The organism is Bradyrhizobium sp. CW1, from assembly GCF_023100665.1.
In the GTDB taxonomy this organism is placed as follows: domain Bacteria; phylum Pseudomonadota; class Alphaproteobacteria; order Rhizobiales; family Xanthobacteraceae; genus Bradyrhizobium; species Bradyrhizobium canariense_D.
Genome location: NZ_CP064684.1, coordinates 4114054 through 4140105, shown reverse-complemented (window position 1 = coordinate 4140105; position 26052 = coordinate 4114054). Strand labels below are relative to the sequence as shown.

Annotated in this window: 25 protein-coding genes, 1 tRNA gene and 1 pseudogene; 18 read left to right on the top strand and 9 right to left on the bottom strand. The window is 64.7% G+C overall.

Features of this window, described 5'->3' with window-relative positions:
• Window positions 1-552 precede the first annotated feature (552 nt).
• The 7 genes from IVB54_RS20340 to IVB54_RS20310 all read left to right on the top strand — a co-directional run bounded on the left by IVB54_RS20340 (window position 553) and on the right by IVB54_RS20310 (window position 7978).
• Window positions 553-921 carry a hypothetical protein gene (locus IVB54_RS20340; protein ID WP_018457812.1) on the top strand — a complete coding sequence of 123 codons (369 nt, stop codon included), beginning with the start codon at window positions 553-555 and terminating at the stop codon, window positions 919-921.
• Between the two features lie 134 nt (window positions 922-1055).
• Window positions 1056-1130 (top strand) — tRNA-Asn (locus IVB54_RS20335).
• A gap of 176 nt (window positions 1131-1306) precedes the next feature.
• Entirely contained in the window at window positions 1307-1486 is a 180-nt protein-coding gene (locus IVB54_RS20330; RefSeq protein WP_026233446.1) for a hypothetical protein, read from the top strand.
• Between the two features lie 136 nt (window positions 1487-1622).
• Window positions 1623-2285 (top strand): protein-L-isoaspartate O-methyltransferase, encoded by a 663-nt coding sequence (locus tag IVB54_RS20325; RefSeq protein WP_018457814.1) that lies wholly within the window; start codon window positions 1623-1625, stop codon window positions 2283-2285.
• A 203-nt stretch (window positions 2286-2488) separates the two neighbouring features.
• On the top strand, window positions 2489-3880 hold the full coding sequence (locus IVB54_RS20320; protein WP_018457815.1) for a TolC family outer membrane protein: 1392 nt from the start codon (window positions 2489-2491) through the stop codon (window positions 3878-3880).
• Between the two features lie 306 nt (window positions 3881-4186).
• Entirely contained in the window at window positions 4187-4960 is a 774-nt protein-coding gene (locus IVB54_RS20315) for a DUF2497 domain-containing protein (protein ID WP_026233447.1), read from the top strand.
• A gap of 141 nt (window positions 4961-5101) precedes the next feature.
• Entirely contained in the window at window positions 5102-7978 is a 2877-nt protein-coding gene (locus tag IVB54_RS20310; RefSeq protein ID WP_085349819.1) for a valine--tRNA ligase, read from the top strand.
• 2 nt (window positions 7979-7980) lie between these two features.
• On the opposite strand, the gene IVB54_RS20305 is transcribed toward IVB54_RS20310, so the two are convergent.
• Window positions 7981-8583: a DNA-3-methyladenine glycosylase gene (locus IVB54_RS20305; RefSeq protein ID WP_018457818.1), complete on the bottom strand. Its 603-nt coding sequence runs from the start codon at window positions 8581-8583 to the stop codon at window positions 7981-7983.
• Window positions 8584-8713: 130 nt separating this feature from the next.
• On the opposite strand from IVB54_RS20305, the gene lipA reads away from it, so the two are divergent.
• Window positions 8714-9670, top strand: coding sequence for a lipoyl synthase (gene lipA / locus IVB54_RS20300; protein WP_247777491.1), 957 nt, complete (start codon window positions 8714-8716; stop codon window positions 9668-9670).
• Between the two features lie 6 nt (window positions 9671-9676).
• A complete protein-coding gene (locus IVB54_RS20295) occupies window positions 9677-10147 on the top strand; it encodes an SRPBCC family protein (protein WP_247777489.1) in 471 nt (156 codons plus the stop codon).
• A gap of 141 nt (window positions 10148-10288) precedes the next feature.
• Here the strand turns inward: IVB54_RS20295 and IVB54_RS41670 are convergent.
• Window positions 10289-10393 (bottom strand): annotated as a pseudogene (locus IVB54_RS41670) (cytochrome c4); the annotation flags it as partial.
• An 8-nt stretch (window positions 10394-10401) separates the two neighbouring features.
• On the opposite strand from IVB54_RS41670, the gene IVB54_RS20290 reads away from it, so the two are divergent.
• The gene (locus IVB54_RS20290; protein WP_338014016.1) at window positions 10402-10731 is read left to right on the top strand and encodes a mechanosensitive ion channel domain-containing protein; all 330 of its coding nucleotides are present in this window, start codon (window positions 10402-10404) and stop codon (window positions 10729-10731) included.
• On the opposite strand, the gene IVB54_RS20285 is transcribed toward IVB54_RS20290, so the two are convergent.
• On the bottom strand, window positions 10631-11230 hold the full coding sequence (locus IVB54_RS20285) for a CinA family protein (RefSeq protein WP_018457822.1): 600 nt from the start codon (window positions 11228-11230) through the stop codon (window positions 10631-10633). The genes IVB54_RS20290 and IVB54_RS20285 overlap by 101 nt on opposite strands.
• A 3-nt stretch (window positions 11231-11233) precedes the next feature.
• Complete coding sequence (locus IVB54_RS20280; RefSeq protein WP_018457823.1) at window positions 11234-12415, bottom strand: bifunctional 2-C-methyl-D-erythritol 4-phosphate cytidylyltransferase/2-C-methyl-D-erythritol 2,4-cyclodiphosphate synthase; 1182 nt, start codon at window positions 12413-12415, stop codon at window positions 11234-11236.
• 281 nt (window positions 12416-12696) lie between these two features.
• Between IVB54_RS20280 and dusB the strand changes: the two genes are divergently transcribed.
• The 3 genes from dusB to ntrC are packed head-to-tail and all read left to right on the top strand — an operon-like array spanning window position 12697 to window position 16322.
• Window positions 12697-13698 carry a tRNA dihydrouridine synthase DusB gene (dusB, locus tag IVB54_RS20275; RefSeq protein WP_018457824.1) on the top strand — a complete coding sequence of 334 codons (1002 nt, stop codon included), beginning with the start codon at window positions 12697-12699 and terminating at the stop codon, window positions 13696-13698.
• Complete coding sequence (locus IVB54_RS20270) at window positions 13695-14870, top strand: nitrogen regulation protein NR(II) (protein WP_026233448.1); 1176 nt, start codon at window positions 13695-13697, stop codon at window positions 14868-14870. Before dusB ends, IVB54_RS20270 begins: the two co-directional genes overlap by 4 nt.
• A gap of 9 nt (window positions 14871-14879) precedes the next feature.
• On the top strand, window positions 14880-16322 hold the full coding sequence (gene ntrC, locus IVB54_RS20265; RefSeq protein ID WP_007610301.1) for a nitrogen regulation protein NR(I): 1443 nt from the start codon (window positions 14880-14882) through the stop codon (window positions 16320-16322).
• Between the two features lie 166 nt (window positions 16323-16488).
• On the opposite strand, the gene IVB54_RS20260 is transcribed toward ntrC, so the two are convergent.
• Window positions 16489-16635: a hypothetical protein gene (locus IVB54_RS20260; RefSeq protein ID WP_018457826.1), complete on the bottom strand. Its 147-nt coding sequence runs from the start codon at window positions 16633-16635 to the stop codon at window positions 16489-16491.
• A gap of 175 nt (window positions 16636-16810) precedes the next feature.
• Here IVB54_RS20260 and IVB54_RS20255 point away from each other — a divergent pair, with 175 nt between their 5' ends.
• The 4 genes from IVB54_RS20255 (at window position 16811) to hflX (ending at window position 22470) form a co-directional block, all read left to right on the top strand.
• Complete coding sequence (locus IVB54_RS20255) at window positions 16811-19204, top strand: PAS domain-containing sensor histidine kinase (protein WP_018457828.1); 2394 nt, start codon at window positions 16811-16813, stop codon at window positions 19202-19204.
• Window positions 19205-19219: 15 nt separating this feature from the next.
• Window positions 19220-20590: a sigma-54 dependent transcriptional regulator gene (locus IVB54_RS20250; protein WP_007591127.1), complete on the top strand. Its 1371-nt coding sequence runs from the start codon at window positions 19220-19222 to the stop codon at window positions 20588-20590.
• Window positions 20591-20827: 237 nt separating this feature from the next.
• Window positions 20828-21076 (top strand): RNA chaperone Hfq, encoded by a 249-nt coding sequence (gene hfq, locus IVB54_RS20245; protein WP_007591126.1) that lies wholly within the window; start codon window positions 20828-20830, stop codon window positions 21074-21076.
• An 11-nt stretch (window positions 21077-21087) separates the two neighbouring features.
• Window positions 21088-22470 carry a GTPase HflX gene (gene hflX / locus IVB54_RS20240; RefSeq protein WP_026233449.1) on the top strand — a complete coding sequence of 461 codons (1383 nt, stop codon included), beginning with the start codon at window positions 21088-21090 and terminating at the stop codon, window positions 22468-22470.
• Window positions 22471-22490: 20 nt separating this feature from the next.
• On the opposite strand, the gene mazG is transcribed toward hflX, so the two are convergent.
• Window positions 22491-23345 (bottom strand): nucleoside triphosphate pyrophosphohydrolase, encoded by an 855-nt coding sequence (gene mazG, locus IVB54_RS20235; RefSeq protein ID WP_018457830.1) that lies wholly within the window; start codon window positions 23343-23345, stop codon window positions 22491-22493.
• Between the two features lie 136 nt (window positions 23346-23481).
• Here mazG and queC point away from each other — a divergent pair, with 136 nt between their 5' ends.
• Window positions 23482-24195, top strand: coding sequence for a 7-cyano-7-deazaguanine synthase QueC (gene queC / locus IVB54_RS20230; RefSeq protein WP_018457831.1), 714 nt, complete (start codon window positions 23482-23484; stop codon window positions 24193-24195).
• 158 nt (window positions 24196-24353) lie between these two features.
• On the opposite strand, the gene IVB54_RS20225 is transcribed toward queC, so the two are convergent.
• From IVB54_RS20225 to nthA, 3 genes are read right to left on the bottom strand one after another with little or no spacing between them, the layout of a single operon-like run.
• Window positions 24354-24734: a nitrile hydratase accessory protein gene (locus tag IVB54_RS20225; RefSeq protein ID WP_018457832.1), complete on the bottom strand. Its 381-nt coding sequence runs from the start codon at window positions 24732-24734 to the stop codon at window positions 24354-24356.
• A complete protein-coding gene (nthB, locus tag IVB54_RS20220) occupies window positions 24734-25393 on the bottom strand; it encodes a nitrile hydratase subunit beta (protein ID WP_018457833.1) in 660 nt (219 codons plus the stop codon). The genes IVB54_RS20225 and nthB overlap by 1 nt, the downstream gene beginning before the upstream one ends.
• The gene (gene nthA / locus IVB54_RS20215; protein ID WP_018457834.1) at window positions 25390-26013 is read right to left on the bottom strand and encodes a nitrile hydratase subunit alpha; all 624 of its coding nucleotides are present in this window, start codon (window positions 26011-26013) and stop codon (window positions 25390-25392) included. The genes nthB and nthA overlap by 4 nt, the downstream gene beginning before the upstream one ends.
• Window positions 26014-26052 lie beyond the last annotated feature (39 nt).

The following is a 26052-nucleotide window of genomic DNA, read 5'->3' as shown; positions in this document are numbered from 1 at the left end:
ACGCAGCATCAGCCATCCGCAAGGCGACGGGGGCAATAGTGCATCGCTCCCCGGGGAGAGCTCGGCATAAGCCGTCAAACCACTGCGCAGGGAAGGCCGTGTGTTGGGCTTCACCTGTATGCCGCTGTGCAGCCTCTTGTAGCGCAACCTTCGCACAGTGGACCGTGGGTGCCAGCCGGCACCCGGTCTTCCCTGCGCCCTCTGACGAGGAGGGTGTACGAAACAAAGCAAAGCTCGGGCGAGCCAAGCCGCGAGGGCGCGAAGCTGTGTCTGCGACAAGAATCATATTCGCGCGGTGCCGGGCGCCCGCCCCGGAGACAACAAACCCCGCGATCTATGAATGCCGGTTCATTGCTGCGGAGAATTCGAATCGATAAGAATTGCTCGCTGCGCGTCTCGCGTCGTGCAGAGAGCCGGAGGCGGATCGATCGCGTCTTGCACCTTTCGATTGCGCCTCCGACGAATCCTTCGAGGCAACGCCATTGGTTGCCGCGGCGCCTGCGCCGATCGACGTCAGGCACCGAAAGCCCGTTTCGATCGGGGGAATTTCATATGAAGTATTTTCTGTCTGCACTGATCGCGGTCGGTCTATCGATTGCCGCCGCGCCGTCGTACGCGACTGACGCCCGCAACGTCACTGTCGTCAACGAGACCGGCTATGCCATCAAATTCCTGGGCTTCAACGCCCCGGACGATGGCATGGACGAATGGGACAACGAGCTGGACAAGGTTTTGCAGAACCAGGCGAGCACCTATGTCGAGTTCGACGATGACGACGAAGGATGCGTCTGGAACGTCCGCGTTGACTGGCAGAACTATGACGAGACCGTGCTCTGGAAGAACGTCAACCTCTGCAAGTTCACGGCACTCCGGCTGCGCTACGATTCCGGCACCAAGACCACTTCGTTCGTCGCCGAGTAACTTGACCTGAGGCCGGGCGGAGGAGGGGCCGCGTGCCCTTCCTCGCCGCAATGTGCCACATAGCGAATTCGTCCTTTGCAAGCGCAAGCGGCTTTGTTATACGCAGCCGCGCGCGAACGACAGGTTCGCCCTTTTCCTCGGTAGCTCAGCGGTAGAGCATCCGACTGTTAATCGGATGGTCGCTGGTTCGAATCCAGCCCGGGGAGCCAAATTCCGCTTCATTTTCAGCAACTTGCGCCCAGACTCTGATCTGGCGTGCGATCTCGTTGCAGCAGATCCTCAACTAGATGTGTACCGCGGCGAGCCCGCATCCGCCGCGGTGACGCCAAAACGACTCAATTGAAATCGAGCTTCCAGAGGCCGGTCCTTTATGGAGCTGATTCCCATGCGAGACATCCAGGTCGACCGTTTCCCGCTGGCCCCCTCCATTCTGCCGGCGGACATCCCCGAACTCAGCGACGACGAATGCCTCGCTTGTCTGGCGCGGGCGGTCGAGACCCACGATTCGGCACGGCTGGACGAAGTCGCCGCATTGATCGGCCGCCTCGCGGTCACGATCGAATAGGCGGCTCACCCTCGACGTTGCGAGTTGCGGAAGGGCCCGGTTTGCGGGCCAAAGCCATGTTGCGTTTTCGCAGGGCCTGTTCCAAAGATGCCGCCAACTTTCGTCCGCGGCATCGTCCGCCTTGCAGGGTCCGCAAATGTCCGTTTTCTCGACGGCGCGCCTAAAAATGGTCGATGGCCAGGTGCGCACCAGTGACGTCACCGACCGTCGTGTTCTCGACGCCATGCTCACGGTTCCGCGCGAGGCTTTCGTGCCCGCCAGCCGGCAGGCATTGGCGTATCTCGACCTCGATCTCGACGTCAGCGAGGGAGGCGCCAAGCGGTTCCTGATCAAGCCGCAGCTGACCGGCAAGCTGCTCCAGGCCGCCGAGATCGGCGAGGATGACGACGTGCTGGTCGTCGGCTGCGCCACGGGCTATCTCGCTGCGCTGACCGCCAAGCTCGCGCGCAAAGTCATCGCGACGGAATGCGATTCGGGCCTGGCGGCAAAGGCCAACGACGCCTTCGCCGCCCTCGGGTTGGCCAACGTGGCCTGCAAGGCCGCGGCCTGCACCGAGGGTGATGCCGCCGCAGGTCCCTATGATGTGATCGTCCTCAACGGCGCCACCGAGGTGACCCCGGCAGGGCTGCTCGGGCAGCTCAAGGAGGGGGGGCGCCTGGTGGGGGTCTCGGCCGAATCCAGGCCGCCGCGAGCCATGATCGTGACCCATACCCACGGCGAATTCGGCCATCGGGCGCTGTTCGATGCCGCAGCCCCGGTCCTTCCGGGGCTGGAACGGGCCGCCGCCTTCGTCTTCTGACGGCTTTGGCCCGTTAAAATCCCGTTCTGAATCAGAAGTGTGGCCGGGATGCTGCACGTGAAGAGTTTCCACCGAGAACACCCCTCAGGTAGTTCCGTCGCGCTTGACCGCGTCCTATGTTGCGGCGGGGCAACGACTCCACTCGTAGACGGTAACCCAGCTCGCGGGCACGAGCCGGGCGTTAGAATGAACGGAATTTTTGGATGCATGGGGTGAAGCTCTTCACCGGAGCAGCGGTTTCGGTCCTGCTGCTGGCGCTTGCCGCGCCGACGCCTGCCTTGGCGGATACGATCGAGGCTGCGCTGGTGCGCGCTTATCAGAACAATCCGCAGCTCAACGCGCAGCGCGCCCAGGTGCGCTCGACTGACGAGAACGTGCCGCAAGCGCTGTCGGGCTATCGCCCCAAGGTCGGGATCAATCTCAGCACCGGCTATCAATATCAGGATATTCAGCAGACGCAGAAGGCTGTGCCGATCCATAGCGACCCGCCCCTTCAGCCCAATAGCGCCAGCCTGACCATCAACCAGACGCTCTATAACGGCAATCAGACCGCCAACAGGACGCGCGTGGCGGAAAGCCAGGTCTCGGGATCCCGCGAGGCGTTGCGTGTGCTCGAGCAGACGGTCCTGCTGCAGGCTGCGACCAGCTACATGGATTATCTTCGTGACTCCGCCACACTCGAAGTTCAGCGCAGCAATGTGCGCGTCCTCGAACAGACGCTCAAGCAAACGCGCGATCGGTTCAATGTCGGCGAGGTGACGCGCACGGACGTGGCGCAATCCGAAGCGCAGCTCGCGGCAGGCAGGACCCAGGCCCTGACGGCCGAATCGAATCTCACGACGACGCGTGCCAATTTCCGCCGGATCATCGGCAACGAGCCGACGAACCTTGCGCCGGGCTCGCCGGTCGATCGTTTCCTGCCCGGGACGCTCGCCTCCGCCGTCGGTCTCAGCCTGGTGGAGAACCCCAACGTCACGGCATCGATGTTCGGCATCGACGTCAATTATCTCCAGGTCAAGATCAACGAAGGCGCGCTGCTGCCGACCCTCACGGTTCAGGCTGGCATCACCCAGTCGTACCAGCAGACCCTGACGGTCTTCCGAACGACGACCGCTTCCGCCATCGCGACCGCCTCGGTGCCGATCTATCAGGGCGGCGCTGAATATGCGCTGATCCGCCAATCGAAAGAGAACTTGGCGCAGCAGCGCCTGAATCTTGAAACCACACGCGATCAGACCCGCGCCAACGTCGTGCAGGCCTGGGGCCAGTTGGAAGCCGGCAAGGCGCAGGTGCAGTCTGCGCAGGCGCAGGTTACGGCCTCCGAGATCGCGCTGAACGGTGTGCGCGAGGAAGCCAAGGCCGGCCAGCGCACCACGCTGGACGTGCTCAACGCGCAGCAGGCGCTGGTCAACGCGCGCGTGGCGCTCGTCACTGCCCAGCATGACCGCGTGGTGGCGTCCTATTCGGTGCTCAACGCGGTCGGTCGTCTCGCGCCGCAAGTCCTCGGCCTCAACACCACTGTCTACGATCCCAGCGTGCACTACCATCAGGTCCGCGACAGCTGGGCCGGCGTACGCACGCCAGACGGACGCTAGAGTCCCGTAATCATCCGGTCGGCCTCGCAAATAGCCGAAGCCGACCGGTGCTTTGCTTGCAATCAGCAAAATCCCTGACATAGCCTTGCCAAGAAGGATGCGGGTCGATTCGCTCTGCATCCGATGCCGTGTGCGTAAAGCATGAGTGCCGAGGGCAGGGGCGCACCGCTGCACGTTGAGCTGTCATCTGGGGACAAGTCGGGCTGCCGTGACGAAAATGTCGGGCCACCCATCCGGAACCGGCCAATCCTGTCGTGCTTGGTGTAAAACAACGCATGCGAGGGCGTTGATGATGTGGAGTCGGAGATGACGCAGCCTGCAAAGGTCACAGAACCCTCGATGGAGGAGATTCTGGCCTCGATCCGGCGCATCATTGCCGACGATGAGGCCAAGCCGCCGCCGGCGGATGCCGCTAAGCCCGAGAAAGCTGCCGCCCCCGCCGCGTCACCGAAGCCGCAGGTGATCAACGATATTCCGCCATCCAAGGTCGCGCCGCCCAAACCGGCCGCCGAAAAGCCGGCACCGGCTCCGGCCGCAAAGCCGGCAGCGCCGCCGGCCGCCGCACCCGAGGTGGATGCATCCAACAATCAGGACGATATCGACGCGCTGCTGGCGGGGCTCGACGCAGCCACGCCCGCGCCGGAAATCCGTGCTCCCGAGCCGGAGCCCGAACCTGAGCCCGACGTGCTGGAATTGACCGACGATATGGCGCTGGCGATGGAGCCGACGCCGCCTCCGCCGCCGCCGAGCTTCCGCAAGGTCGAGCCGCGCGACGATCTCGAATTCGCCGAATCGCCGGCGCCGCGTCCGACGCCGGCATCCTATGCGCCCGTGGACTTCGATGCGCCGCCGCTGCCGCCCCAACAGCCGATGCTGGCGCAATCGACGGTCTCCGCGGTCGAATCCGCCTTCAATTCCCTGGCCCACACGGTGCTCAGCAGCAATGCGCGAACTCTGGAGGATCTGGTCAAGGAGATGCTGCGTCCGATGCTGAAATCCTGGCTGGACGACAATTTGCCGGGCCTGGTCGAACGCATCGTGAAGGCCGAAATCGAGCGGGTATCGCGCGGCGGCAGGTAGATCGGGCCGCAGAGCCCTCATAAAGCCCTGCTTGTGGGTAATATTCTGTTTCCCGACCGGACCGGAAAGCCCTGTTGCCGCCTGGCTTTCCGTTGACTTGTCCGTTGACTTGGACCCCGTGCGCGGCTTTCTAACAGCGCCATGATCGAGAAAAATTACCAGCCCGCCGATATCGAAGCCCGCATGTCCGTCGTGTGGGAGGACAGCCTTGCCTTCAAGGCCGGCCGCCCAGACCGCCGCGACGCTGTGCCCTTTACCATCGTGATCCCGCCGCCGAACGTGACGGGCTCGCTGCACATGGGCCACGCCCTCAACAACACGCTCCAGGACATCCTGTGCCGGTTCGAGCGCATGCGCGGTCGCGACGTGCTGTGGCAGCCCGGCACCGACCATGCCGGCATCGCCACCCAGATGGTGGTGGAGCGGCAGCTGATGGAGCGCCAGCAGCCCAGCCGTCGCGAGATGGGCCGCGAGAAGTTTCTGGAGCGGGTCTGGCAGTGGAAGGCCGAGAGCGGCGACACCATCATCAACCAACTCAAGCGGCTCGGCGCCTCCTGCGACTGGTCGCGCGAACGCTTCACCATGGACGAGGGCCTGTCCAAGGCCGTGGTCAAGGTGTTCGTCGAGCTGCACCGCGACGGCCTGATCTACAAGGACAAGCGGCTGGTGAACTGGGACACCAAGCTGCTCACCGCGATCTCCGATCTCGAAGTGCAGCAGACCGAGGTCAAGGGTAGCCTCTGGTACCTGCGCTATCCGATCGAGGGCAAGATCTTCAGCCCCGAGGATCCCTCGAGCTTCATCGTCGTTGCCACCACGCGCCCGGAGACCATGCTCGGCGATACCGGGGTGGCCGTGCATCCCGACGACGAGCGCTATCAGAAGCTGGTCGGCAAGAACGTGATCCTGCCGCTGGTCGGCCGCAAGATCCAGATCGTCGCCGACGATTATTCCGATCCGGAGAAGGGCTCGGGCGCGGTCAAGGTGACGCCGGCGCACGACTTCAACGATTTCGAGGTCGGCAATCGCCACGGCCTCGCCCGAATCAGCGTCATCGACAAGGAAGGTTGCCTCGATCTCCTCGACAACGAGGATTATCTGCGCGACCTGCCGGAAGGTGCCTCGCAGTTCGCCGAGGAGTTCAACAAGCTCGATCGCTTTGCAGCGCGCAAGCGCATCGTCGAGCGACTGGAATCGTTCGGTTTCGTCGAGCGGATCGAACCTCACACCCACATGGTGCCGCATGGCGACCGCTCCGGCACGGTGATCGAGCCCTATCTGACCGACCAATGGTATGTCGACGCCAAGACGCTGGCGAAGCCCGCGATGGCCGCCGTGCGTTCGGGCGAAACCACCTTCGTGCCAAAGAACTGGGAAAAAACCTATTTCGAGTGGATGGAGAACATCCAGCCCTGGTGCATCTCGCGCCAGCTCTGGTGGGGCCACCAGATCCCGGCCTGGTACGGTCCTGATGGCAAGGTGTTCGTCGCCGAGACCGAGGAGGAGGCCGTCAGCCACGCCCTCGGCTATTACGTCGAGCAGGAAGTCATCACGGTCGAGCAGGGCCGCGAGATGGCGCTCGACCGCAACAAGCGGGACGGCTTCATCACGCGCGACGAGGACGTGCTCGACACCTGGTTCTCCTCGGCGCTGTGGCCATTCTCGACCCTCGGCTGGCCCGCAGACGCGCCGGAAGTGCAGCGCTACTACCCGACCAACGCACTGGTGACGGGCTTCGACATCATCTTCTTCTGGGTCGCCCGCATGATGATGATGGGGCTGCACTTCATGAAGGAGGTGCCGTTCTCGACGATCTACATCCACGCCCTCGTCCGCGACGAGAAGGGCGCCAAGATGTCGAAGTCGAAGGGCAACGTCATCGATCCGCTCAGCCTGATCGACCAATATGGTGCGGACGCGCTGCGCTTCACGCTGGCCGCGATGGCCGCGCAGGGGCGCGACATCAAGCTCGCCACCAGCCGTGTCGAGGGCTATCGCAATTTCGCGACCAAGCTCTGGAATGCGTCGCGCTTTGCGGAGATGAACCATTGCGCCGTGCCCGAAGGCTTCGAGCCGGCGAAGGTCAAAGAGACGCTGAACCGCTGGATCGCACATGAGAGTGCGCACACCACGCGCGAGGTGACCGAGGCGATCGAGGCCTATCGCTTCAATGACGCCGCCGGCAGCATCTACCGCTTCGTGTGGAACGTCTATTGCGACTGGTATCTCGAGCTCGCAAAACCCGTGCTACTCGGCCCCGACAGCCCTGCCAAGGCCGAGACCCGCGCCATGGTGGCATGGGCGCGCGACGAGATCCTGAAACTGCTGCACCCCTTCATGCCCTTCATCACCGAGGAGCTGTGGGAGGTGACGGCCAAGCGCGACGGTCTGCTCGCGCTGGCACCGTGGCCGCTGAAGCCGGCCGGGCCGACGCCGGAGCAGCTTGCGATGCTCGCGGCGACGACGGGGCCGACCGACGCGCTCGTCTCGCCGGTTTGGGTGCTGCCGATCTTCGACCATGCCGACTTCACCGATCCCGCGGCCGAGGCCGAGATCGGCTGGGTCATTGACCTTGTCACGCAGATCCGTTCGGTGCGCGCCGAGATGAACATCCCGCCGGCGACCCTCACGGCGCTGGTGCTCGCAGGCGCCTCGGCCGAGACGAAGGAGCGCGCGCCGCGCTGGAGCGACGTCATCAAGCGCATGGCGCGGCTGTCGGACATCTCCTTCGCCGACCGTGCGCCCGACGGCGCGGTCCAGCTCCTGGTGCGCGGCGAGGTGGCCGCGCTGCCGCTGAAGGGCGTGATTGACGTCGTCGCCGAGCGCACGCGTCTGGACAAGGAGATCGGGAAGGCCGACGCCGACATCAAGCGTGCCGAGTCCAAACTGGCCAACGAGAAATTCGTGGCCAACGCGGCCGAGGAGGTCGTCGAGGAGGAGCGCGAGAAGCGCGAGGCCGCGCTCGCCCGCAAGGCCAAGCTGCTCGAGGCGCTGGAGCGGCTCAAGCAGGCGTCGTAAGCTTATTTCGGAAACGGCTTGCTGAGGAATTTCGAGCCCCTGACACCATAGCGCCAGGGCAGCTCGACCGCCTTGGTGATGCCGATCCGGATGCCGGCCGCCACCTCGAAGTCCTCCGTCCGCGCATGCAGCGCGATCGGCGGACGGTCGAGCGGCAAGGCATTGTGCGCGATGGTGATGCCGAGCGCTTCGGTCAGCTTGCCCGGGCCCGAGCACAACGTGTGCAAATCCTGGAGATGGCGGCGCCGCCGCATCGCGGCGATTCCGTGGGTCGGCTCCAGCGCGCGGATCAGCACGGCGCTGGCCGAGCCTTCTTCCTCGCAGACGAAGTTCACACACCAGTGGATGCCGTAGGAGCGGTAGACATAGGCAAAGCCGGGCGGGCCGAACATCACCTGGTTCCGCGGCGTCGGGCCATTGTAGGAGTGCGCCGCCGGCTCGGTATGATGATAGGCCTCGACCTCGACGATGATCCCGCCAACGCCGTTGACCAGCATGGTCGCACCGATCAGATCGGGCGCGACCTCGTGGACGCTGCGCGCGAAAAAGGTAGGCTTCAGGGCTTTGCCGAGCCGAGGAGTAGAGGTCTTCGAGACTGGAGCCATTCGAGGTGAGAATCGCCAGAGAACAGAGCAGGATATTGCCCATATCTGCCATGTTCCCTGAAGCGGTGCGAGCCGGGTTGCGATGCCCGGCCAGACCGACTAGGTAGGACTTGGTCAGACCGGACACCCCATGGTCGTTATCGTCGATACCATCTCGAACCCGCTGCGCCCACGTCACCCCGAAAAGGTGAACCGGCCCGATTCCGCTTCGCCGCCGAAGCCGGACTGGATCCGCGTACGCGCGCCCAACACCCGCGGCTATGCCGACACGCGCAACATCGTGCGCGCCAACGGCCTGCATACGGTGTGCGAGGAGGCGGGCTGCCCGAATATCGGCGAGTGCTGGGACAAGAAGCACGCGACCTTCATGATCATGGGCGACACCTGCACCCGCGCCTGTGCCTTCTGCAACGTCAAGACCGGCATGCCGAATGCACTTGACGCGGCCGAGCCGCAGAACGTCGGCGAGGCTGTGGCCAAGCTCGGCCTTGCCCATGTCGTCATCACCTCCGTGGACCGCGACGATCTCACTGACGGCGGCGCCGAGCATTTCGCCCAGACCATCCGCGCGATCCGCGCCGCGTGCCCCTCGACCACGATCGAGATCCTGACGCCCGACTTCCTGCGCAAGGAGGGGGCGCTGGAGGTCGTCGTCGCGGCGAAGCCCGACGTGTTCAACCACAATCTCGAGACCGTGCCGGCGTGCTATCTCACGGTGCGGCCGGGCGCGCGCTATTTCCATTCGATCCGGCTGTTGCAGCGGGTCAAGGAGCTCGATCCCACCATCTTCACCAAGTCCGGCATCATGGTCGGCCTCGGCGAGGAGCGCCACGAGGTGCAGCAGGTGATGGACGATCTGCGTTCCGCCGACGTCGATTTCCTGACCATCGGGCAATATCTCCAGCCGACCCGCAAGCATCACGCCGTGATGCGCTACGTGCCGCCGGACGAGTTTTCGTCCTACGAGAAGGTCGCCTACACCAAGGGTTTCCTGATGGTGTCTGCGACCCCGCTCACCCGTTCGTCGCATCATGCCGGCGAGGATTTTGCGAAACTGAAGGCCGCGCGGGCAGCAAGCGCCCGCTGAATCGCCATGCCCAATTTTTCGAGCAAGCGTCGTGTCGATCACAGCGCGTCCGAGATGTTTGATCTGGTCGCTGACGTCGAGCGCTACCCGGAATTCGTGCCGCTGTGCAGTGCGCTGAAGGTCCGTCAGCGCATGGCGAAACCCGACGGCACCGAGGTGCTGGTCGCGGACATGACGGTGTCGTTCAAGCTGGTCAGGGAATCCTTCACCAGCCGCGTGACGCTCGACCGCGCCAATTTGAAGATCCTGGTCGAATATCTGCAAGGTCCCTTCAGCAATCTGGAAAACCGTTGGACGTTCGAGCCCAAAGGCGAGAGCGTTTGCGATGTCGGCTTCTTCCTTGCCTACGAGTTCAAGAGCCGCATGCTGGCGCTCCTGATGGGCTCGATGTTCGACGCCGCGTTCGCGCGATTTTCCATCGCCTTCGAGAAGCGGGCGGATGCGATCTACCGACGGCGGAAGCTGGTGTCGTCGTAGTGGTTGCGGACGGGCACGCTCTCTCCTCCTTCATTGCGAAGAGCCCTTGCGACGAAGCAATCCAGAATCCCTCTGCGGAGAGACTCTGGATTGCTTCGCTGCGCTCGCAATGACGATGGGGAAGGCAGGCGTGCCAAAATTTCAATCCACCGCCTTCACGACATCCGGCGGCTGCGAGGCATAATACGCAGCGGCCTGCTCGATCTCCAGCGGCGTCATCGCACGGGCAATGTTGCGCATCTCTCGCCGTTGGTCTGGCATTACAGGGCCCACTCTCCAACATCGCCGCCGGCGTCATGCTGCTGCTGTTTCGACCCTTCCACATCGGCAATGACGTCGAGGTCACCTGCATGGCGGGAAAGGTCAAGTCTCTACGGGCTGGTGTGGGGCGCAGCCATCGTCAATCACAGCGCGATCAAGCAGTGCGTGCTCGATCACGTGAGTGCTTAACTCGCGGCTGCGTGAGGGATCTCACCCCCGCGGTCAGCGCGGCGGCCTGCGCTTCACCGCGTGCCGGCGCGGTGATCGTGTCACGCGCGGGCGCAGGCGGGTTACTGCGGCGGCACGTTTCGGCTTGGCCGTAACTTGCGGGCCGCGGGCGAGATCCATCAGCATGCGCAGCGCCTCGACCACGGAGCGCTGACGCACGGCGGTGCGGCCGATGGCGCCAAAGCGATGCTCGCGATGGACGATGCGTCCGTCGCGCGCGGCGGCGGCGAAATGCACGAGGCCAACCGGCTTGCCGGGCGTGGCGCCGCCGGGGCCGGCAATGCCGGTGATAGCGACTGCAAGATCGACGCCGGCACGCTCCAGCGCGCCGACCGCCATGGCTGTTGCCGTCTCCCTGCTGACGGCGCCGAAATTGGTGAGCGTGCTTACCTCGACGCCGAGCATCGCGCGCTTGGCGTCGTTGGAATAGGTGACGAAGCCGCGATCGATGACGTCGGAAGAGCCGGGGATGTCGGTCAGCGCACCGGCAACCAGGCCGCCGGTGCAGGATTCCGCGGTCGCGATCGTCAGCTTGCGCATCCGGCACAAATCGAGCAGCGAGCGGGAGAGGGCGCGTGCGTCGCTGCCGGCCATGGCCTAGACACTCCAGGGCAGACGGATGGTGGCGCTCGCGGTGGCCGCGATGCCTTCCTCGCGGCCGGTGAAGCCGAGCCGCTCGCTGGTGGTCGCCTTGACCGCGACGCGGGAGATGTCGACGCCGGAAATCTCGGCGATGCGCGCGCGCATGGTCTCGCGCAAAGGGCCGATCTTCGGCCGCTCGCAGATCATGGTCACCTCGAGATTGGCGATGCGGCCGCCGCGCTGGGTGACGCGCTCGATGGCGTATTGCAAAAACTGGTCGGAGGAGGCGCCTTTCCACTTCGCGTCGCTGGGCGGAAAGTGCGATCCGATGTCGCCGTCAGCGAGCGCGCCCAGGATGGCGTCGACCAGCGCATGCAGGCCGACATCGCCGTCGGAATGGGCCAGGAAGCCTTTGGTGTGCGGCACGCGCACGCCGCATATCATGAGATGGTCGCCCTCGCCGAAGGCGTGGACGTCGTAGCCCGTGCCGGTCCTGATGTCGCCGAGCAGGCTTGCCAGCCGCGCTTCCTCGCGCACGAAATCCTCGGGAGTGGTGAGCTTCATATTGGCAACATCGCCTTCAAAGGTTGCAACCGTCAATCCCGCCCATTCGGCAATCGCGGCATCGTCGGTGAAATCGCTGCGCCTGTCCTTGGCCGCGCGACGATGCGCTTCGAGGATGACGTCGAAACGAAAGGATTGCGGCGTCTGCGCAATTCGCAACCGCGCCCGGTCCGGCGTGTCCTCGACATTGTCATTCTCGCCGGTGATCTTGATGGTGTCGGTGACGGGAACGACGGGGATCGCCGCGCCGGTGCGGCTGGCCGCATCGATCGCGCGGGTGATCACGCCTTCCGAAACGAAGGGTCGCGCGGCGTCGTGGATCAGGACGATGTCGGGCTTGTGCCTGGCGAGCGCTTCGAGACCGGCGAGCACCGAGGCCTGCCGGGTCGCGCCGCCATTGACCGGCGCCTCGTGGCCGAGCCCTGCGACCGCCGCCGTGAACATGGCGCTGTCGTCCGGGTTCACGACGGGCTGAACTGCGAACACGTCCGCATGACGGCTGAAGGCCTCCATGGCGCGATAGATCACCGGCACGCCGCCGATCTCGCGATATTGCTTGGGGCCACCGGCGCCTGCGCGCAGGCCGCGTCCGGCAGCGACGAGGACGACTGCGGTGCGCTGTGATTTCGCCATAGGACTCAAATACTCATTTGGTGATGAAGAGAGTCGGGGGTGGGGTGATCGCCGCATGCCTCTAGCACGGCAGGCCCGCAATAAAAGGGGGTTTCCCCGGATTGTGGGAAACAGCATTTTGCTGCACTGCACTTGAAAGATTTGCAGAACTGTCTAAACTGTAGGCATGACGCTTGACTGCACAAGAATTGTGCGCAAGATAGGTCATGGCAGGCGCGATGAGGCGCTGCCAACGCAACGAGACCCCTGTGACCGGCTCGGTAGTATCAGGCTCTAAGCCATTGAAGATAGGCGATATTGATGTCGCCACCCCGGTCTTCCTGGCACCGATGTCGGGGGTGACTGACTCGCCCGTCCGCCGGCTTGCCGCGGAGTTGGGGGCCGGTCTGGTGGTGTCCGAAATGACGGCCAGCGACGAACTCGCCAATGGCCATCATATGTCCCGGTTGCGCTGCGAAGCCACGGGGATCGGTCCCCACGTGGTCCAGCTCGCCGGGTGCGAGACGCATTGGATGGCGGAGGGCGCCCGGATCGCTGAAGCCGAAGGCGCCGATATCATCGACATCAACATGGGCTGTCCGGCTCGTCACGTCACCGGCGGCCAGTCCGGTTCCGCCTTGATGCGCGACCTCGACCACGCCGTCAGCCTGATCGAAGCGACGATCGCGGCGGTGAAGGTGCCAGTGACGTTGAAGATGCGGCTCGGCTGGGACGACCGCACCCGCAACGCACCGGAACTGGCGCGGCGCGCACAGGCATCAGGCATCAAGCTCGTCACCGTGCACGGCCGCACCCGCTGCCAGTTCTACAAGGGCGAGGCCGATTGGGATGCGATCCGCGCCGTACGCGAGGCCATCTCCATTCCGCTCGTCGTCAATGGCGACATCACCACTTACGAGAAGGCCCTCGCGGCGTTAAAGGCCTCCGGCGCCGATGCCGTGATGATCGGCCGCGGCGCGCAGGGCCAGCCCTGGCTGCCCGGCCAGATCGGCCGCCGCCTCAAGGGTGGGGCGGTGGAAGCCACGCCGCCGCTCGAGACGCAGCTGCATTATGTGCGCACGCTTTATGAAGGCGTCTGCGCGCTCTACGGCCTGCGCATCGGGCTGCGGCACGCGCGAAAACATCTGGGCTGGGCGCTCGACGTCGCGGCCGATGTGAGCCGTGCGCCGGCCGAGAAGCTGAAATCCTGGCGCCAGAAAATCCTCACCTCGGAGGATCCGCACCTCGTTCACCGGTCACTGCAAGATGCCTTCGACGACTTCGCATGGAGCGCCGCTGCATGAGCTCAGTTGCTGAACATCGTCGGCCGTTTCCGTCCGACAGCGATGCCATCCTGGACGCACTTCCCAATCCCGTGCTGATGATCGGGCCGGACGGCAAAATCGTCGCCGCCAACATCGCAACCGAAGCCTTCTTCGATATCTCGACGCAGTTCTTGAAGCGGCAGTCGCTGAAAGAGCTGGTGCCGTTTGGCAGCCCCTTGCTGGCGCTGATCGACCAGGTGCGTTCGTCGAATGCACCTGTCAACGAGTACAAGGTCGATCTGGGCACGCCGCGCATGGGCGGGGACCGCCAGGTCGATCTGCACGTTGCCCCCGTCACGGAACGGCCCGGCCATATCGTGGTGATGCTCCAGGAGCGCTCCATCGCCGACAAGATGGACCGCCAGCTCACCCATCGCAGCGCCGCGCGCTCGGTGATCGCGCTCGCCGCGATGCTGGCGCACGAGATCAAGAACCCGCTCTCGGGCATCCGCGGCGCGGCGCAGCTCCTGGAGCAGCAGGCCTCCTCGGAAGACCGCATGCTGACGCGGCTGATCTGCGACGAGGCCGACCGCATCGTGACGCTGGTCGACCGCATGGAGGTGTTCGGCGACGAGCGCCCCGTGGTGCGCGGCCCCGTCAACATCCATTCGGTGCTCGATCACGTCAAACGGCTGGCGCAGTCCGGCTTTGCCCGCAACATCCGCTTCGTCGAGGATTACGATCCCTCGCTGCCCCCGGTGCTGGCGAACCAGGACCAGCTCATCCAGGTGTTCCTCAACCTGGTGAAGAACGCCGCCGAAGCGCTGATCGACGTTCCCGACGGTGAAATCCAGCTCACCACCGCGTTTCGCCCCGGCGTCCGCCTGTCAGTCCCCGGTCAAAAATCCCGTGTATCCCTGCCGCTCGAATTCTGCGTGAAGGACAACGGACCAGGCGTGCCGGACGATCTTCTGCCAAACCTGTTCGATCCCTTCGTCACCACCAAACAGACCGGCTCGGGTCTGGGCCTCGCGCTGGTCGCAAAGATTATCGGGGATCACGGGGGCATCATCGAATGCGAATCTCAGCCGCGCAAGACAACCTTCCGCGTGCTGATGCCGATGTATTCCACATCGGTGAAACATGCCGATCAAAGCAGTCACGACGGCTCTGCCGGAAAGTCGTCGTCTGCGTCACAGGGGGCGAAATGAGGATTAACGATGCCCGCAGGTAGCATTCTCGTTGCTGATGACGACACCGCCATCCGCACGGTTCTCAATCAGGCACTATCGCGCGCCGGCTACGAAGTGCGGCTGACCGGCAATGCCGCAACGCTGTGGCGCTGGGTCAGCCAGGGGGAGGGCGATCTCGTCATCACCGACGTGGTGATGCCCGACGAGAACGCGTTCGACCTGTTGCCGCGGATCAAGAAGATGCGGCCGAATTTGCCTGTTATCGTCATGAGCGCGCAAAACACCTTCATGACGGCGATCCGGGCCTCCGAGCGCGGCGCCTATGAATATCTGCCGAAGCCCTTCGATCTGAAGGAGCTGATCGCCATCGTCGGCCGCGCGCTGGCCGAGCCGAAGGAGCGGGTCTCGACGCCGAACGAGGACGCCGAGATGGAGGCGATCCCGCTGGTCGGCCGCTCGCCGGCGATGCAGGAAATCTATCGCGTGCTGGCGCGCCTGATGCAGACCGACCTCACCGTGATGATCACGGGCGAGTCCGGTACCGGCAAGGAGCTGGTGGCGCGCGCGTTGCACGACTACGGCAAGCGCCGCAATGGCCCGTTCGTCGCGGTCAACATGGCGGCGATCCCGCGCGACCTGATCGAGTCGGAGCTGTTCGGCCATGAGCGCGGCGCCTTCACCGGCGCCAACACCCGCGCCTCCGGCCGGTTCGAGCAGGCCGAGGGCGGCACGCTGTTCCTGGACGAGATCGGCGACATGCCGATGGAGGCGCAGACCCGTCTGCTGCGCGTGCTTCAGCAGGGCGAATACACCACGGTCGGCGGTCGCACCCCGATCAAGACCGACGTGCGCATCGTCGCGGCCTCCAACAAGGATCTGCGCGTCCTGATCCAGCAAGGCCTGTTCCGCGAAGATCTGTTCTTCCGCCTCAACGTCGTGCCGCTACGGCTGCCGCCGTTGCGCGAGCGCATCGAGGATCTGCCCGATCTCATCCGTCATTTCTTCGCGCTGGCGGAGAAGGACGGCCTGCCGCCGAAAAAGCTCGACACGCTGGCGCTGGAGCGGATGAAGCAGCACCGCTGGCCGGGCAACGTGCGCGAGCTCGAGAACCTCGCCCGTCGCCTCGCGGCGCTGTATCCCCAGGATGTGATCACGGGCTCCGTCATCGACGGCGAGCTGGCGCCACCCACGGTCAGCCCGGGTGCCGCCGTCCAGCATGGCGTCGACAATCTCGGTGGCGCCGTGGAGGCGTATCTCTCCTCGCACTTCCAGGGCTTCCCGAACGGCGTGCCGCCGCCGGGCCTCTATCATCGCATCTTGAAGGAGATCGAGGTGCCACTGCTCACGGCCGCGCTCGCGGCCACCCGCGGCAACCAGATCCGCGCCGCCGATCTGCTCGGCCTCAACCGCAACACGCTGCGGAAGAAGATCCGGGATCTCGATATCCAGGTGTATCGGAGCGGCGGCTAGCCCCACGCAACGGCCGGTGGCTCAGCTCCCCCTACCAAGCGGAGCTGAGCCTGTCCGATCGCGCTGGCCGTCGTGGCTGACGCGGTGAGCAGAAGTCCCGATCGGACTGAAATGTTCCGCAGGAACATTCAAAGGGTGATTTCAGCCGCGGAACGCGGCCTCACACCTATCTGACAAACCGGCCTGAGACCTGTATTGCGCTGGCGACGTTCGCATTGGGCTCCTGCACCCCGAGACCATTGACCAGCAGGTCCGCCGCCACGATCAGCAGCAGCACGGCCGATACCATCATCGCGAGAAAGAACCTGTGCATGCTGGTCAAGCCGCCGGGGCTGGAATCCGTTCCCGCCCTCCGGCATGTCGCTGTGGATGCGCGGGTCGGTCGCGGCGGTGACGCCGCGGAATTGTCGCAATTCGGCAACAATGTGGTACGAATACATCAGTAGCCGCCCGCCGCGGCCCCCCCGTTTTCAGCACCCATTGCCGGAATGACCAGCGCAGACACCTCGGCCGCATCCTTTGACACGGCCCCAGCAGAAGAGCCCCGGCGTTGGTCGGCGCGACGCTGGCTGGCGCCGTTCGCCGTGGCGCTGGCGCTGCTGTCGGCCTTGCTCACCTTCCTGGTCCTGACCGGCCTCACCAGCATCGAACTGACGCCGCAAGTTGTCCGTTCGTTCTATCTGAGCAACGCAGCCACCATCCTGCTGCTGGTCGGCATCATCATCCGCGAGCTCTGGCAGCTGATCCTGGCGCGACGGCGGGGCAGGGCGGCGGCGCGCCTCCATGTCCAGATCGTCAGCCTGTTCTCGATCGTGGCGGTGCTGCCGGCGGTGCTGGTCGCCGTCGTCGCCAACGTCACCATCGAGCGCGGCCTCGACCGCCTGTTCTCCGGCCCGACCAAGGAGGTGATCCAGAATTCACTGACGATCGCGCGGGCTTACATGCAGGACCATGCGCAGCTGATCCGGGGCGACATTCTCGGCATGGCCAACGACATCGCCCACGCGCGGCCGCTCTACGACCAGGATCGCCGCTCGTTTCGCGAATTGCTGACGTCCAGCGCCGCCTCGCGCAATTTGCCGGGCGCGATGATCATCGACAAGAACACCAACATTCTCGAATCCGCCGACACCGGCATGCGGCTGGCCTATTCGCCGCCGGCACCGGACTTCCTCAGCAACGTCAACGAATCCGAACCCGAGATCGCGGTGCTGCCCGATGCGAGCTTCGTCGCCGCGGTGGTCCGCTTGCGCGCCTTCAGTGACACATTCCTCTACGTCGCACGGCCGCTCGATCCGAATGTCGTCAACCAGCTCAAGCAGACCGAGGTCAGCGTCGCCGAATACGCCCAGATCGAGTCGCGCCGGCTCGGCATCCAGGTCGCGTTCGCGCTGATGTTCGCGGTGATCGCGCTGACCATCCTGATGGCCTCGGTGCTGATCGGCCTCAACTTCGCCAACTCGCTGGTCTCGCCGATCCGACGCCTGATGAACGCGGCCCAGACGGTCTCGACGGGCGATCTCCATGTGAAAGTGCCGGTGCACCAGTCGGAAGGCGACCTCGCCCAGCTGGGTGAGACCTTCAACAAGATGACGGAGGAGTTGCGTAGCCAGCGCGACGAGCTCGTCAACGCCAGCGAGCTCATCGACAGCCGCCGCCGCTTCATCGAGGCGGTGCTGTCGTCCGCGAGCGCCGGCATTATCGGTGTCGATACCTCAGGCAGCGTCGGCATTCTCAACCGTTCCGCCGAAAAGCTGATCGGTCACTCCGAAGCCGAGACGCTCGGCCATCCGCTCTCCGACGTGCTGCCCGAGCTCGAAGAGATGATGAAGACGGCGCGGGAAGGGACCCAGCGCCTGGTGCAGGGGCAGATCACGATCACGCGCGACGGGCAGGAACGCAATCTGTCGGTCCGCGTCAGCGCCGAGAAGACCAGCCAGCCGCACGACAGCTACATCATCACGCTCGACGACATCACCGAACTGGTCTCGGCGCAACGCACCTCGGCCTGGGGCGACGTCGCGCGCCGCATCGCGCATGAGATCAAGAATCCGCTGACCCCGATCCAGCTCTCCGCCGAACGCATTCGCCGCAAATTCGGCAAGGACATCACCGAGGGCAAGGACAAGCAGATCTTCGAACAGTGCACCGACACCATCGTGCGTCAGGTCGACGACATCCGCCGCATGGTCGACGAGTTCTCGCGCTTTGCGCGGATGCCTAAGCCGGTCATGGAGGGTGAGGACGTCGCCGACACAGTGCGGCAGGCGGTGTTCCTGATGAAGGTCGCCCACCCCGAGATCGATATCGAGGCCGAGTTCAAGGAAGACCCGCTGCGCGCCCAGTTCGACCGGCGGCTGATCTCGCAGGCCGTCACCAACATCGTCAAGAACGCCACCGAGGCGATCGAGCAGGTCCCCCTGGAGGAGCTCGGCAAAGGCCGGATCGACGTCGTGGTCTCGCGCGAGGGCGAGGACGTGCTGATCGACGTCGTCGACAACGGCATCGGCCTGCCCAAGGTGGCGCGCTCGCGCCTGCTCGAGCCCTATGTGACGACACGCGCCAAAGGCACCGGCCTTGGGCTCGCGATCGTCGGTCGCGTGCTGGAAGACCATGGCGGGCGCATCGAGCTGAAGGATGCCTCGGACTTCCGCGAGGGCCAGCGCGGCGCCTGGATGCGGATGCGTTTTGCGATCGCCGGCGCTCCCGCGAAAAGCGAGGGGGCCGAACCGGCAGCCGCGGCAACGACCAAGCCGGAAAGCGGCGAAACGGCCACGCAATCCCTCAAGGATCCGGAAACAAAAGAGGCGGCCGTCGAAACCAAAGAGCCGGCTGAAAAGACCAATGATTCAACGAAGATCAAAGCCTCAACAGGCAGCTGAGAAAACAGGCGATCCATGGCAAGTGAAATTCTGATTGTCGATGATGAGGCCGATATTCGGGATCTCGTTGCGGGCATCCTCGAAGACGAGGGCTTCGTGACCCGGACCGCGCGCGACAGCGATACGGCGCTCGCCGAGATCGCCAACCGCAGGCCGCATCTGGTGTTCCTCGACATCTGGCTGCAGGGCTCCAAGCTCGACGGCTTACAGCTCTTGGAGCAGGTCAAGAAGGACAACCCCGATCTGCCGGTCGTGATGATCTCCGGCCACGGCAACATCGAGACCGCGGTCGCCGCGATCAAGCGTGGCGCCTACGACTTCATCGAGAAGCCGTTCAAGACCGACCGGCTGATCCTGGTCGCGAACCGTGCACTGGAGAACTCGCGGCTCAAGCGCGAGGTCAAGGAGCTGAAGCAACTCGCGCCGAGCGCAAGCTCGCTGGTCGGCCGCTCGCCCAGCATGAACCAGCTGCGCCAGACCATCGAGCGTGCGGCCAAGGCCAACAGCCGCATCCTGATCGTCGGCCCCGCGGGCGCCGGCAAGGAACTGACCGCCCGCACGTTGCACACGGCCTCGGGCCGCGCCGACGGCCCCTTCGTCGTCATCAACGCCGCTGCGATCACGCCCGAGCGGATGGAGCACGAGCTGTTCGGCATCGAGCAGTCCAACGGCGAGCACGCGCGCAAGCCCGGCGCACTCGAAGAGGCTCATGGCGGCACGCTGTTCATCGACGAGATCGCGGACATGCCGCGCGAGACCCAGAACAAGATCTTGCGCGTGCTGGTCGAGCAGTCGTTCCAGCGCGTCGGCGGCAACGGCAAGGTGCAGGTCGACGTCCGCATCATCTCCTCCACCGCGCGCAACCTCGAAGAGGAAATCGCGGCCGGTCATTTCCGCGAGGACCTCTATCACCGGCTCTCGGTGGTGCCGATCCGCGTGCCCGCATTGTCGGAGCGGCGTGAAGACATTCCGGAATTGATCGACTATTTCATGGAGCAGATCTCCGCGGGCAGCGGCCTGCCCAAGCGGCAGATCGGCCAGGACGCGATGGCGGTACTGCAGTCGCATGTCTGGCCGGGCAATGTGCGCCAGCTCCGCAACAACGTTGAGAGAGTCATGATTCTCGCCGCTGGCGGGCCGGAAGTCATCATCACTGCCGACATGCTGCCGCAGGATGTCGGCTCCATGGTGCCCGCGATGCCGACCAGCAACAATGGCGAGCACATCATGGGCCTGCCGCTGCGCGAAGCCCGCGAAGTGTTCGAGCGCGACTATTTGATTGCACAGATCAGCCGTTTTTCAGGAAATATTTCTCGCACGGCCGAGTTTGTTGGCATGGAACGCTCGGCGCTGCACCGGAAGTTGAAGGCGCTCGGCGTCGGCTAACGCTGCGACGTCGTTGGAATAGGCGAGGAAAATCATCGATTTCCGTAGTTTTTCGGGGCAATACGGCATGGGCTGCCGCGTGAAGCGGCTTGCCTAATAAGCCTACCTGTCCTCTAATTGAACCGCTGTCCCCCCGAGGGGGATCTCATGAGGGACGGCAACCGGACGAGGACCCCGAGTTTCAAAAGAGGGCCGCAACCGGCGCAATAAAAAGAAACTCAAAGCGAGAAAAAAACAATGGCGGCAGACCGCGCACAAAACCTGCAGGACACCTTCCTTAATCACGTTCGCAAAACCAAAACGCCACTGACGATCTTTCTGGTCAACGGAGTGAAGCTCCAGGGCATCGTGACCTGGTTCGACAATTTCTGTTTGCTGCTTCGGCGCGACGGTCACTCGCAGCTCGTCTACAAGCATGCGATCTCGACCATCATGCCGGGCGCTCCGATCCAGCTGTTCGAAGGCGGTGAGGATCAGCCGGCTTGAGAGTGATCTGATTGGAACCCCGGAATTTCGACGGGGATGCCGACCGTCCGCGGTCGGCAGGGGGTACGCAGACGGGGCGGGTGCTTGTCATCGGTCCCTATTTGCGGGTGCGCGCAGGCAGTGCCGACGCGCAATCGGAAGCTCATGTCGTGCGTGACGCGGAAGCCCGGCTCGACGAAGCCGCCGGCCTCGCGCGCGCGATCGATCTCGTCGTTGCCGACGCCATCATCGCGCCGATCAGCCAGATCCGCCCTGCGACCTATATCGGCAAGGGTAAGGTCGAGGAGATCGCCGCGCTCGCCAAGAGCCTCGACGTCGAACTCGTGGTGATGGATTGCGCGCTTGCGCCGATCCAGCAGCGCAACCTCGAGAAGGAGTTGCAGGCAAAGGTGCTCGACCGCACCGGTCTCATCCTGGAAATCTTCGGCCGCCGCGCCAAGACCAAGGAAGGCTCGCTCCAGGTCGAGCTCGCGCATCTCAACTATCAACGTTCGCGCCTGGTGCGCTCATGGACCCATCTCGAGCGCCAGCGCGGCGGCTTTGGATTCATGGGCGGTCCCGGCGAGACGCAGATCGAAGCCGACCGCCGCCTGATCCAGGAGCGCATCTCCAAGCTCGAGGGCGAACTGAAGAAGGTGCAGGCCACACGCCGCCTGCATCGCGCAGGCCGCCAGCGGGTGCCGTACCGCGTCGTGGCGCTGGTCGGCTACACCAATGCCGGCAAATCGACGCTGTTCAACCGCCTGACCCGCGCCGACGTGCAGGCCGCCGACATGCTGTTCGCCACGCTGGATCCGACCCTGCGCGCGCTCACCCTGCCGCATGGCGGCAAGGCGATGCTGTCGGACACCGTCGGTTTCATCTCCAATCTGCCGACGCAGCTCGTCGCCGCCTTCCGCGCCACGCTGGAGGAGGTGCTGGAGGCCGACGTCATCCTGCATGTGCGCGACATCTCGCACGACGATGCCGAGGCGCAGCAGAGCGACGTCGACGCGGTGCTGCGCCAGCTCGGCATCAATCCCGATGATTCAGGCCGCATCATTGAGGTCTGGAACAAGATCGACCGTTATGGTCCCGAACAGCGCGAAGAACTCTTGAATATCGCCGCGCGCAGGCCGGAGGACCATCCCGCGATGCTGGTGTCGGCCGTGTCGGGCGAAGGGGTCGACGCGCTGCTCGCCGCGATCGAGGAGCGCTTGGCCGCCAAGCGCATCACGCTCGACCTCTCCATCGATGCCTCCGACGGCGCCGGCATCAGCTGGCTGCATCGGAATTCCGAAGTGCTGGCGAAAGAGCTGCACGACGGCCGCTTCGACATGACGGTGCGGGTGGACGAGACCAAGCGGGATATCGTGGTGAACCGGTTCGATGCCGTGCCGCGACTGTCCGTGTAGTTAGTGTCGTCCCGGCCGAGTTAGCGGCCGGCTTGCTTGCGCTCCTCTGGTGACGACTGCTTCGCACTCTTCGCCTCATTCCACAACGCGTCCATCTCCGCCAGCGACGCCTGCTCGAGGGTCCGCCCCTGCGCCTCCAGCGCCCGTTCGATATAGGCAAACCGCCGCTCGAACTTCGTGTTGGTCGCCCGCAGCGCGGCTTCCGGATCGGCATCGACATGGCGGGCGAGGTTGACCAGCGCGAACATCAGGTCGCCGGTCTCTTCCGCCAACCCCTCGCTGTCGTTGCGATCGAGTGCGGCCTCGATCTCGTCGGCTTCCTCGCGGATTTTTGCCAGCACCGCGCGCGGATCGTTCCAGTCGAAGCCGACAGTGGAGGCCTTGCGCTGCAGCTCCATGGCGCGCGTCAGGGCGGGCTGGCCGGCCTTCACGCCTGACAGCAGCGACTTGTGGGACGGCGCTTCCTGGGGTGGCCGGCGCGCGGCGCGCTCGGCTTTCTCCTCGGCCTTGATGCGGTCCCAGACTTCCTTGACGTGGGAGGAGGCGAGATTGCCCTCCTTGTCGGCGAAGACGTGCGGATGGCGCCGGATCATCTTGCGGGTGATGGCCTCGACGACATCGCCGAAGGCAAAGGCGTTCTGCTCCTCGGCCATCTGAGCATGGAACACCACCTGCAGCAGGAGGTCGCCGAGCTCCTCGCAGAGATCGTCGAGATCGCCGCGGCTGATGGCCTCGACCACCTCATAGGCTTCCTCGATCGTATAGGGGGCGATGGTCGCAAAATTCTGCTCGAGGTCCCAGGGGCAGCCAGTCACCGGCGTGCGCAGCGCCGCCATGATCTCGATCAGGCGGGAAATGTCGCGGGAAGGGGTCATTGCGGGCATTCTCCTGGCTCTCAAGCCTTATGCCAAAAGCGCCCCCGTTCCCAGCGTAGCGCGGCGGAACAGGGTGATTTCCACCGGTTGGCGCGCCAGATTGGCGAGCCGCGTGCGCAGTGCTAAAGCGCGGGCCATGACTGACGCATCTTCATCCGAAACCGCGCTGGTGCTGTTTTCCGGCGGCCAGGATTCCACCACCTGCCTTGCCTGGGCGCTGAATCGTTTTGCGCACGTGGAGACGCTTGGGTTCGATTACGGGCAGCGCCACGCCATCGAGCTTGCCTGCCGCGACCGGCTGTTCGACGGCATCAAGGGCCTGCGCACGGATTGGGCTTCCAGGCTCGGGGAGAGCCACACGCTAGCGATCCCGACGCTGGCGGCCGTGTCCGAGACGGCGCTGACGCGCGACGTCGCGATTGCGATGGGCGCCGACGGCCTGCCGAACACGTTCGTGCCCGGCCGCAATCTGGTGTTTTTGACTTTCGCCGCGGCGCTGGCCTATCGGCGCGGCATCAGTTACATCGTCGGCGGCATGTGCGAGACCGACTATTCCGGTTATCCCGATTGCCGCGACGACGCCATCCGCGCGATGCAGGCCGCGCTGTCGCTCGGCATGGCCCGCAAGTTCGAGCTGCATACCCCGCTGATGTGGATCGACAAGGCCGCGACGTGGAAGCTCGCCCATGACCTCGGCGGCGACGGGCTGGTCGACCTCATCCGCGAGCAGTCGCACACCTGCTACCTCGGCGAACGCGGCGCGCAGCATGATTGGGGATACGGCTGCGGAGAATGCCCGGCGTGCAGCCTGCGGGCGAAGGGGTGGCGGGAGTACGTGGCGGGACGGTGATACCATAGACTCGGTGTCATCACCCGCGAAAGCGGGTGATCCAGTACTCCGAGAAGGTAGCGATAATCGACAGGCCGCGGCGTACTGGATTCCCCGCCTTCGCGGGGAATGACAGTGTTGGTTGGGATTAGAGTGTACCCAAGCAACGCGCAAAGGGACTACGGCGCAAAATCCTCCGCCTTCAGCTCGATCGGCTTGCCGTGCGGGGTGCGATCGGCCGCGTGGTCCCAGGCGTCGCGGTAGCGATGCAACGTCTCCGCAGACGCAACGCCCTTGCGCGCGACCAGCCCCTCCAGCGTGGCGAGCCAATGGAGATAGTAGGTCTCGCCCGTATCGGGATCGCCGGCCGCCTGCGCGCGCTTGATCTCGGAGGCCAGGGCTGCCGCCCATTCGGGCCAGGTGAACACGCCGCGCTCGTGCAGCGTCAGCGCCATCGCGAAGGCGTGCGCCTCCCAGGGCGCGCGGAACACCGGGCCGTCATCGTCGCGCGGAATGCTCGGGATCGCTGCCGTCGCGGCAGCAGCAGCCGTGCTGCTCATCACGCCGGGTCCAGATACGGCTCGAACGCATCGATCGAGACTTTCGAGGTCGGATCGCCGTCCGCGCCCCAGAGATCGCGGCCCTCGAACACGACAGTGTAGAGCCATTGCGGATTCTCGCCGAGCTCCATCGCCGCCGAGTCCGGAAACACGTGGCAGCCATGGTTCAGCTCGACGATTCCGACATGACCACGCACGTAGCGCGGCAGGCGGGTGTGGGTCGCCGGGTGAATGTTCTTCGCGCGGACCTTGTCACCGATCTTGAATTTCGCCGGCGCCGGGGCAGGGCGGGCGAACTTGCCGCGCACCATGATGCGCTCGACCTGGCCGAGATCAAACTTGCCGTGCTTGAGCGCCTTGGCCGGCTGCATCGCGTGGCCGGCGGCGACTTCCTCCCGAGTGAGGTAGCCCTTCTCGATCAGCATCTCCTCGAGCCCGAGAAACCATTTCTTGTAGTAGGAGCTCGAGAGATAGATATGCGGCGGGATCGTCTCGCGATAGAAGCGCGAGGTGTCGATGTTGAAGGCGCCGGCCGCGCCCATCGCGCGTACCATGGCGAGAACACGCGACTCCCATTCCTCGTGGAACACCGGCTCGTTCGGTTCGGGCTCGACCTTGCCGAACCCGTCCATGCCGCCCATGTCGTGCACGCCGTTCATGACGGCGCCCCCGGCGCCTTGGGAAAGCCGGTGCCGATCATGGAATCGCGCGTGACCAGCTCGGCGAGCTGCTCCTCGCTCCAGCCTTCGGTCCCTGCGGGGCGCATCGGCAGCACCAGAAAGCGCGTTTCGGCGGTCGAATCCCATACCCGGATTTCAACGTCCTTGGCGACTTGCACGCCGAAATCGGCGAGCACGCCGCGCGGGTCCTTCACCGCGCGGGAGCGATAGGGCGCGGCCTTGTACCAGAGCGGCGGCAGCCCCAGCATTTCCCAGGGGTAGCAGGAGCACAGCGTGCACACGACCATGTTGTGACGTTGCGGCGTGTTCTCGACCACGACGAGGTGGTCGCCGACGCGGCTGACATGGCCGAGCGTGCCGATCGCCTTCGAGCCGTCCTCCAGCAGTGCCTTCTTGAACGCCGGATCGCTCCAGGCCTTGGCGACAACGCGCGCGCCGTTATGGGGGCCGATCCGGGTCTCATAGGCCTGGATGATGGCGTCGAGCGCGGCCGGCTCGACATAGCCTTTTTCGGTCAGGATCGTCTCGAGCGCGCGCACGCGCAGCTCGGTCTCCGACAGCTCGGAATGGTCGTGATCGTGGTGATGATGGTCGCTCATGGGGCGAAGATAGTCCCAGAATCCGGGCGTTGTCGAGGC

Bases quoted from the DNA above. Each gene is read 5' to 3' on its own strand.
- IVB54_RS20340 (WP_018457812.1), top strand. From the start codon at position 553: ATGAAGTATTTTCTGTCTGCACTGATCGCGGTCGGTCTATCGATTGCC.
- IVB54_RS20330 (WP_026233446.1), top strand. From the start codon at position 1,307: ATGCGAGACATCCAGGTCGACCGTTTCCCGCTGGCCCCCTCCATTCTG.
- IVB54_RS20325 (WP_018457814.1), top strand. From the start codon at position 1,623: ATGTCCGTTTTCTCGACGGCGCGCCTAAAAATGGTCGATGGCCAGGTG.
- IVB54_RS20320 (WP_018457815.1), top strand. From the start codon at position 2,489: ATGCATGGGGTGAAGCTCTTCACCGGAGCAGCGGTTTCGGTCCTGCTG.
- IVB54_RS20315 (WP_026233447.1), top strand. From the start codon at position 4,187: ATGACGCAGCCTGCAAAGGTCACAGAACCCTCGATGGAGGAGATTCTG.
- IVB54_RS20310 (WP_085349819.1), top strand. From the start codon at position 5,102: ATGATCGAGAAAAATTACCAGCCCGCCGATATCGAAGCCCGCATGTCC.
- IVB54_RS20305 (WP_018457818.1), bottom strand. From the start codon at position 8,583: ATGGCTCCAGTCTCGAAGACCTCTACTCCTCGGCTCGGCAAAGCCCTG.
- lipA (WP_247777491.1), top strand. From the start codon at position 8,714: ATGGTCGTTATCGTCGATACCATCTCGAACCCGCTGCGCCCACGTCAC.
- IVB54_RS20295 (WP_247777489.1), top strand. From the start codon at position 9,677: ATGCCCAATTTTTCGAGCAAGCGTCGTGTCGATCACAGCGCGTCCGAG.
- IVB54_RS20285 (WP_018457822.1), bottom strand. From the start codon at position 11,230: ATGGCCGGCAGCGACGCACGCGCCCTCTCCCGCTCGCTGCTCGATTTG.
- IVB54_RS20280 (WP_018457823.1), bottom strand. From the start codon at position 12,415: ATGGCGAAATCACAGCGCACCGCAGTCGTCCTCGTCGCTGCCGGACGC.
- IVB54_RS20270 (WP_026233448.1), top strand. From the start codon at position 13,695: ATGAGCTCAGTTGCTGAACATCGTCGGCCGTTTCCGTCCGACAGCGAT.
- ntrC (WP_007610301.1), top strand. From the start codon at position 14,880: ATGCCCGCAGGTAGCATTCTCGTTGCTGATGACGACACCGCCATCCGC.
- IVB54_RS20260 (WP_018457826.1), bottom strand. From the start codon at position 16,635: ATGCACAGGTTCTTTCTCGCGATGATGGTATCGGCCGTGCTGCTGCTG.
- IVB54_RS20255 (WP_018457828.1), top strand. From the start codon at position 16,811: ATGACCAGCGCAGACACCTCGGCCGCATCCTTTGACACGGCCCCAGCA.
- IVB54_RS20250 (WP_007591127.1), top strand. From the start codon at position 19,220: ATGGCAAGTGAAATTCTGATTGTCGATGATGAGGCCGATATTCGGGAT.
- hfq (WP_007591126.1), top strand. From the start codon at position 20,828: ATGGCGGCAGACCGCGCACAAAACCTGCAGGACACCTTCCTTAATCAC.
- mazG (WP_018457830.1), bottom strand. From the start codon at position 23,345: ATGACCCCTTCCCGCGACATTTCCCGCCTGATCGAGATCATGGCGGCG.
- queC (WP_018457831.1), top strand. From the start codon at position 23,482: ATGACTGACGCATCTTCATCCGAAACCGCGCTGGTGCTGTTTTCCGGC.
- IVB54_RS20225 (WP_018457832.1), bottom strand. From the start codon at position 24,734: ATGAGCAGCACGGCTGCTGCTGCCGCGACGGCAGCGATCCCGAGCATT.
- nthB (WP_018457833.1), bottom strand. From the start codon at position 25,393: ATGAACGGCGTGCACGACATGGGCGGCATGGACGGGTTCGGCAAGGTC.
- nthA (WP_018457834.1), bottom strand. From the start codon at position 26,013: ATGAGCGACCATCATCACCACGATCACGACCATTCCGAGCTGTCGGAG.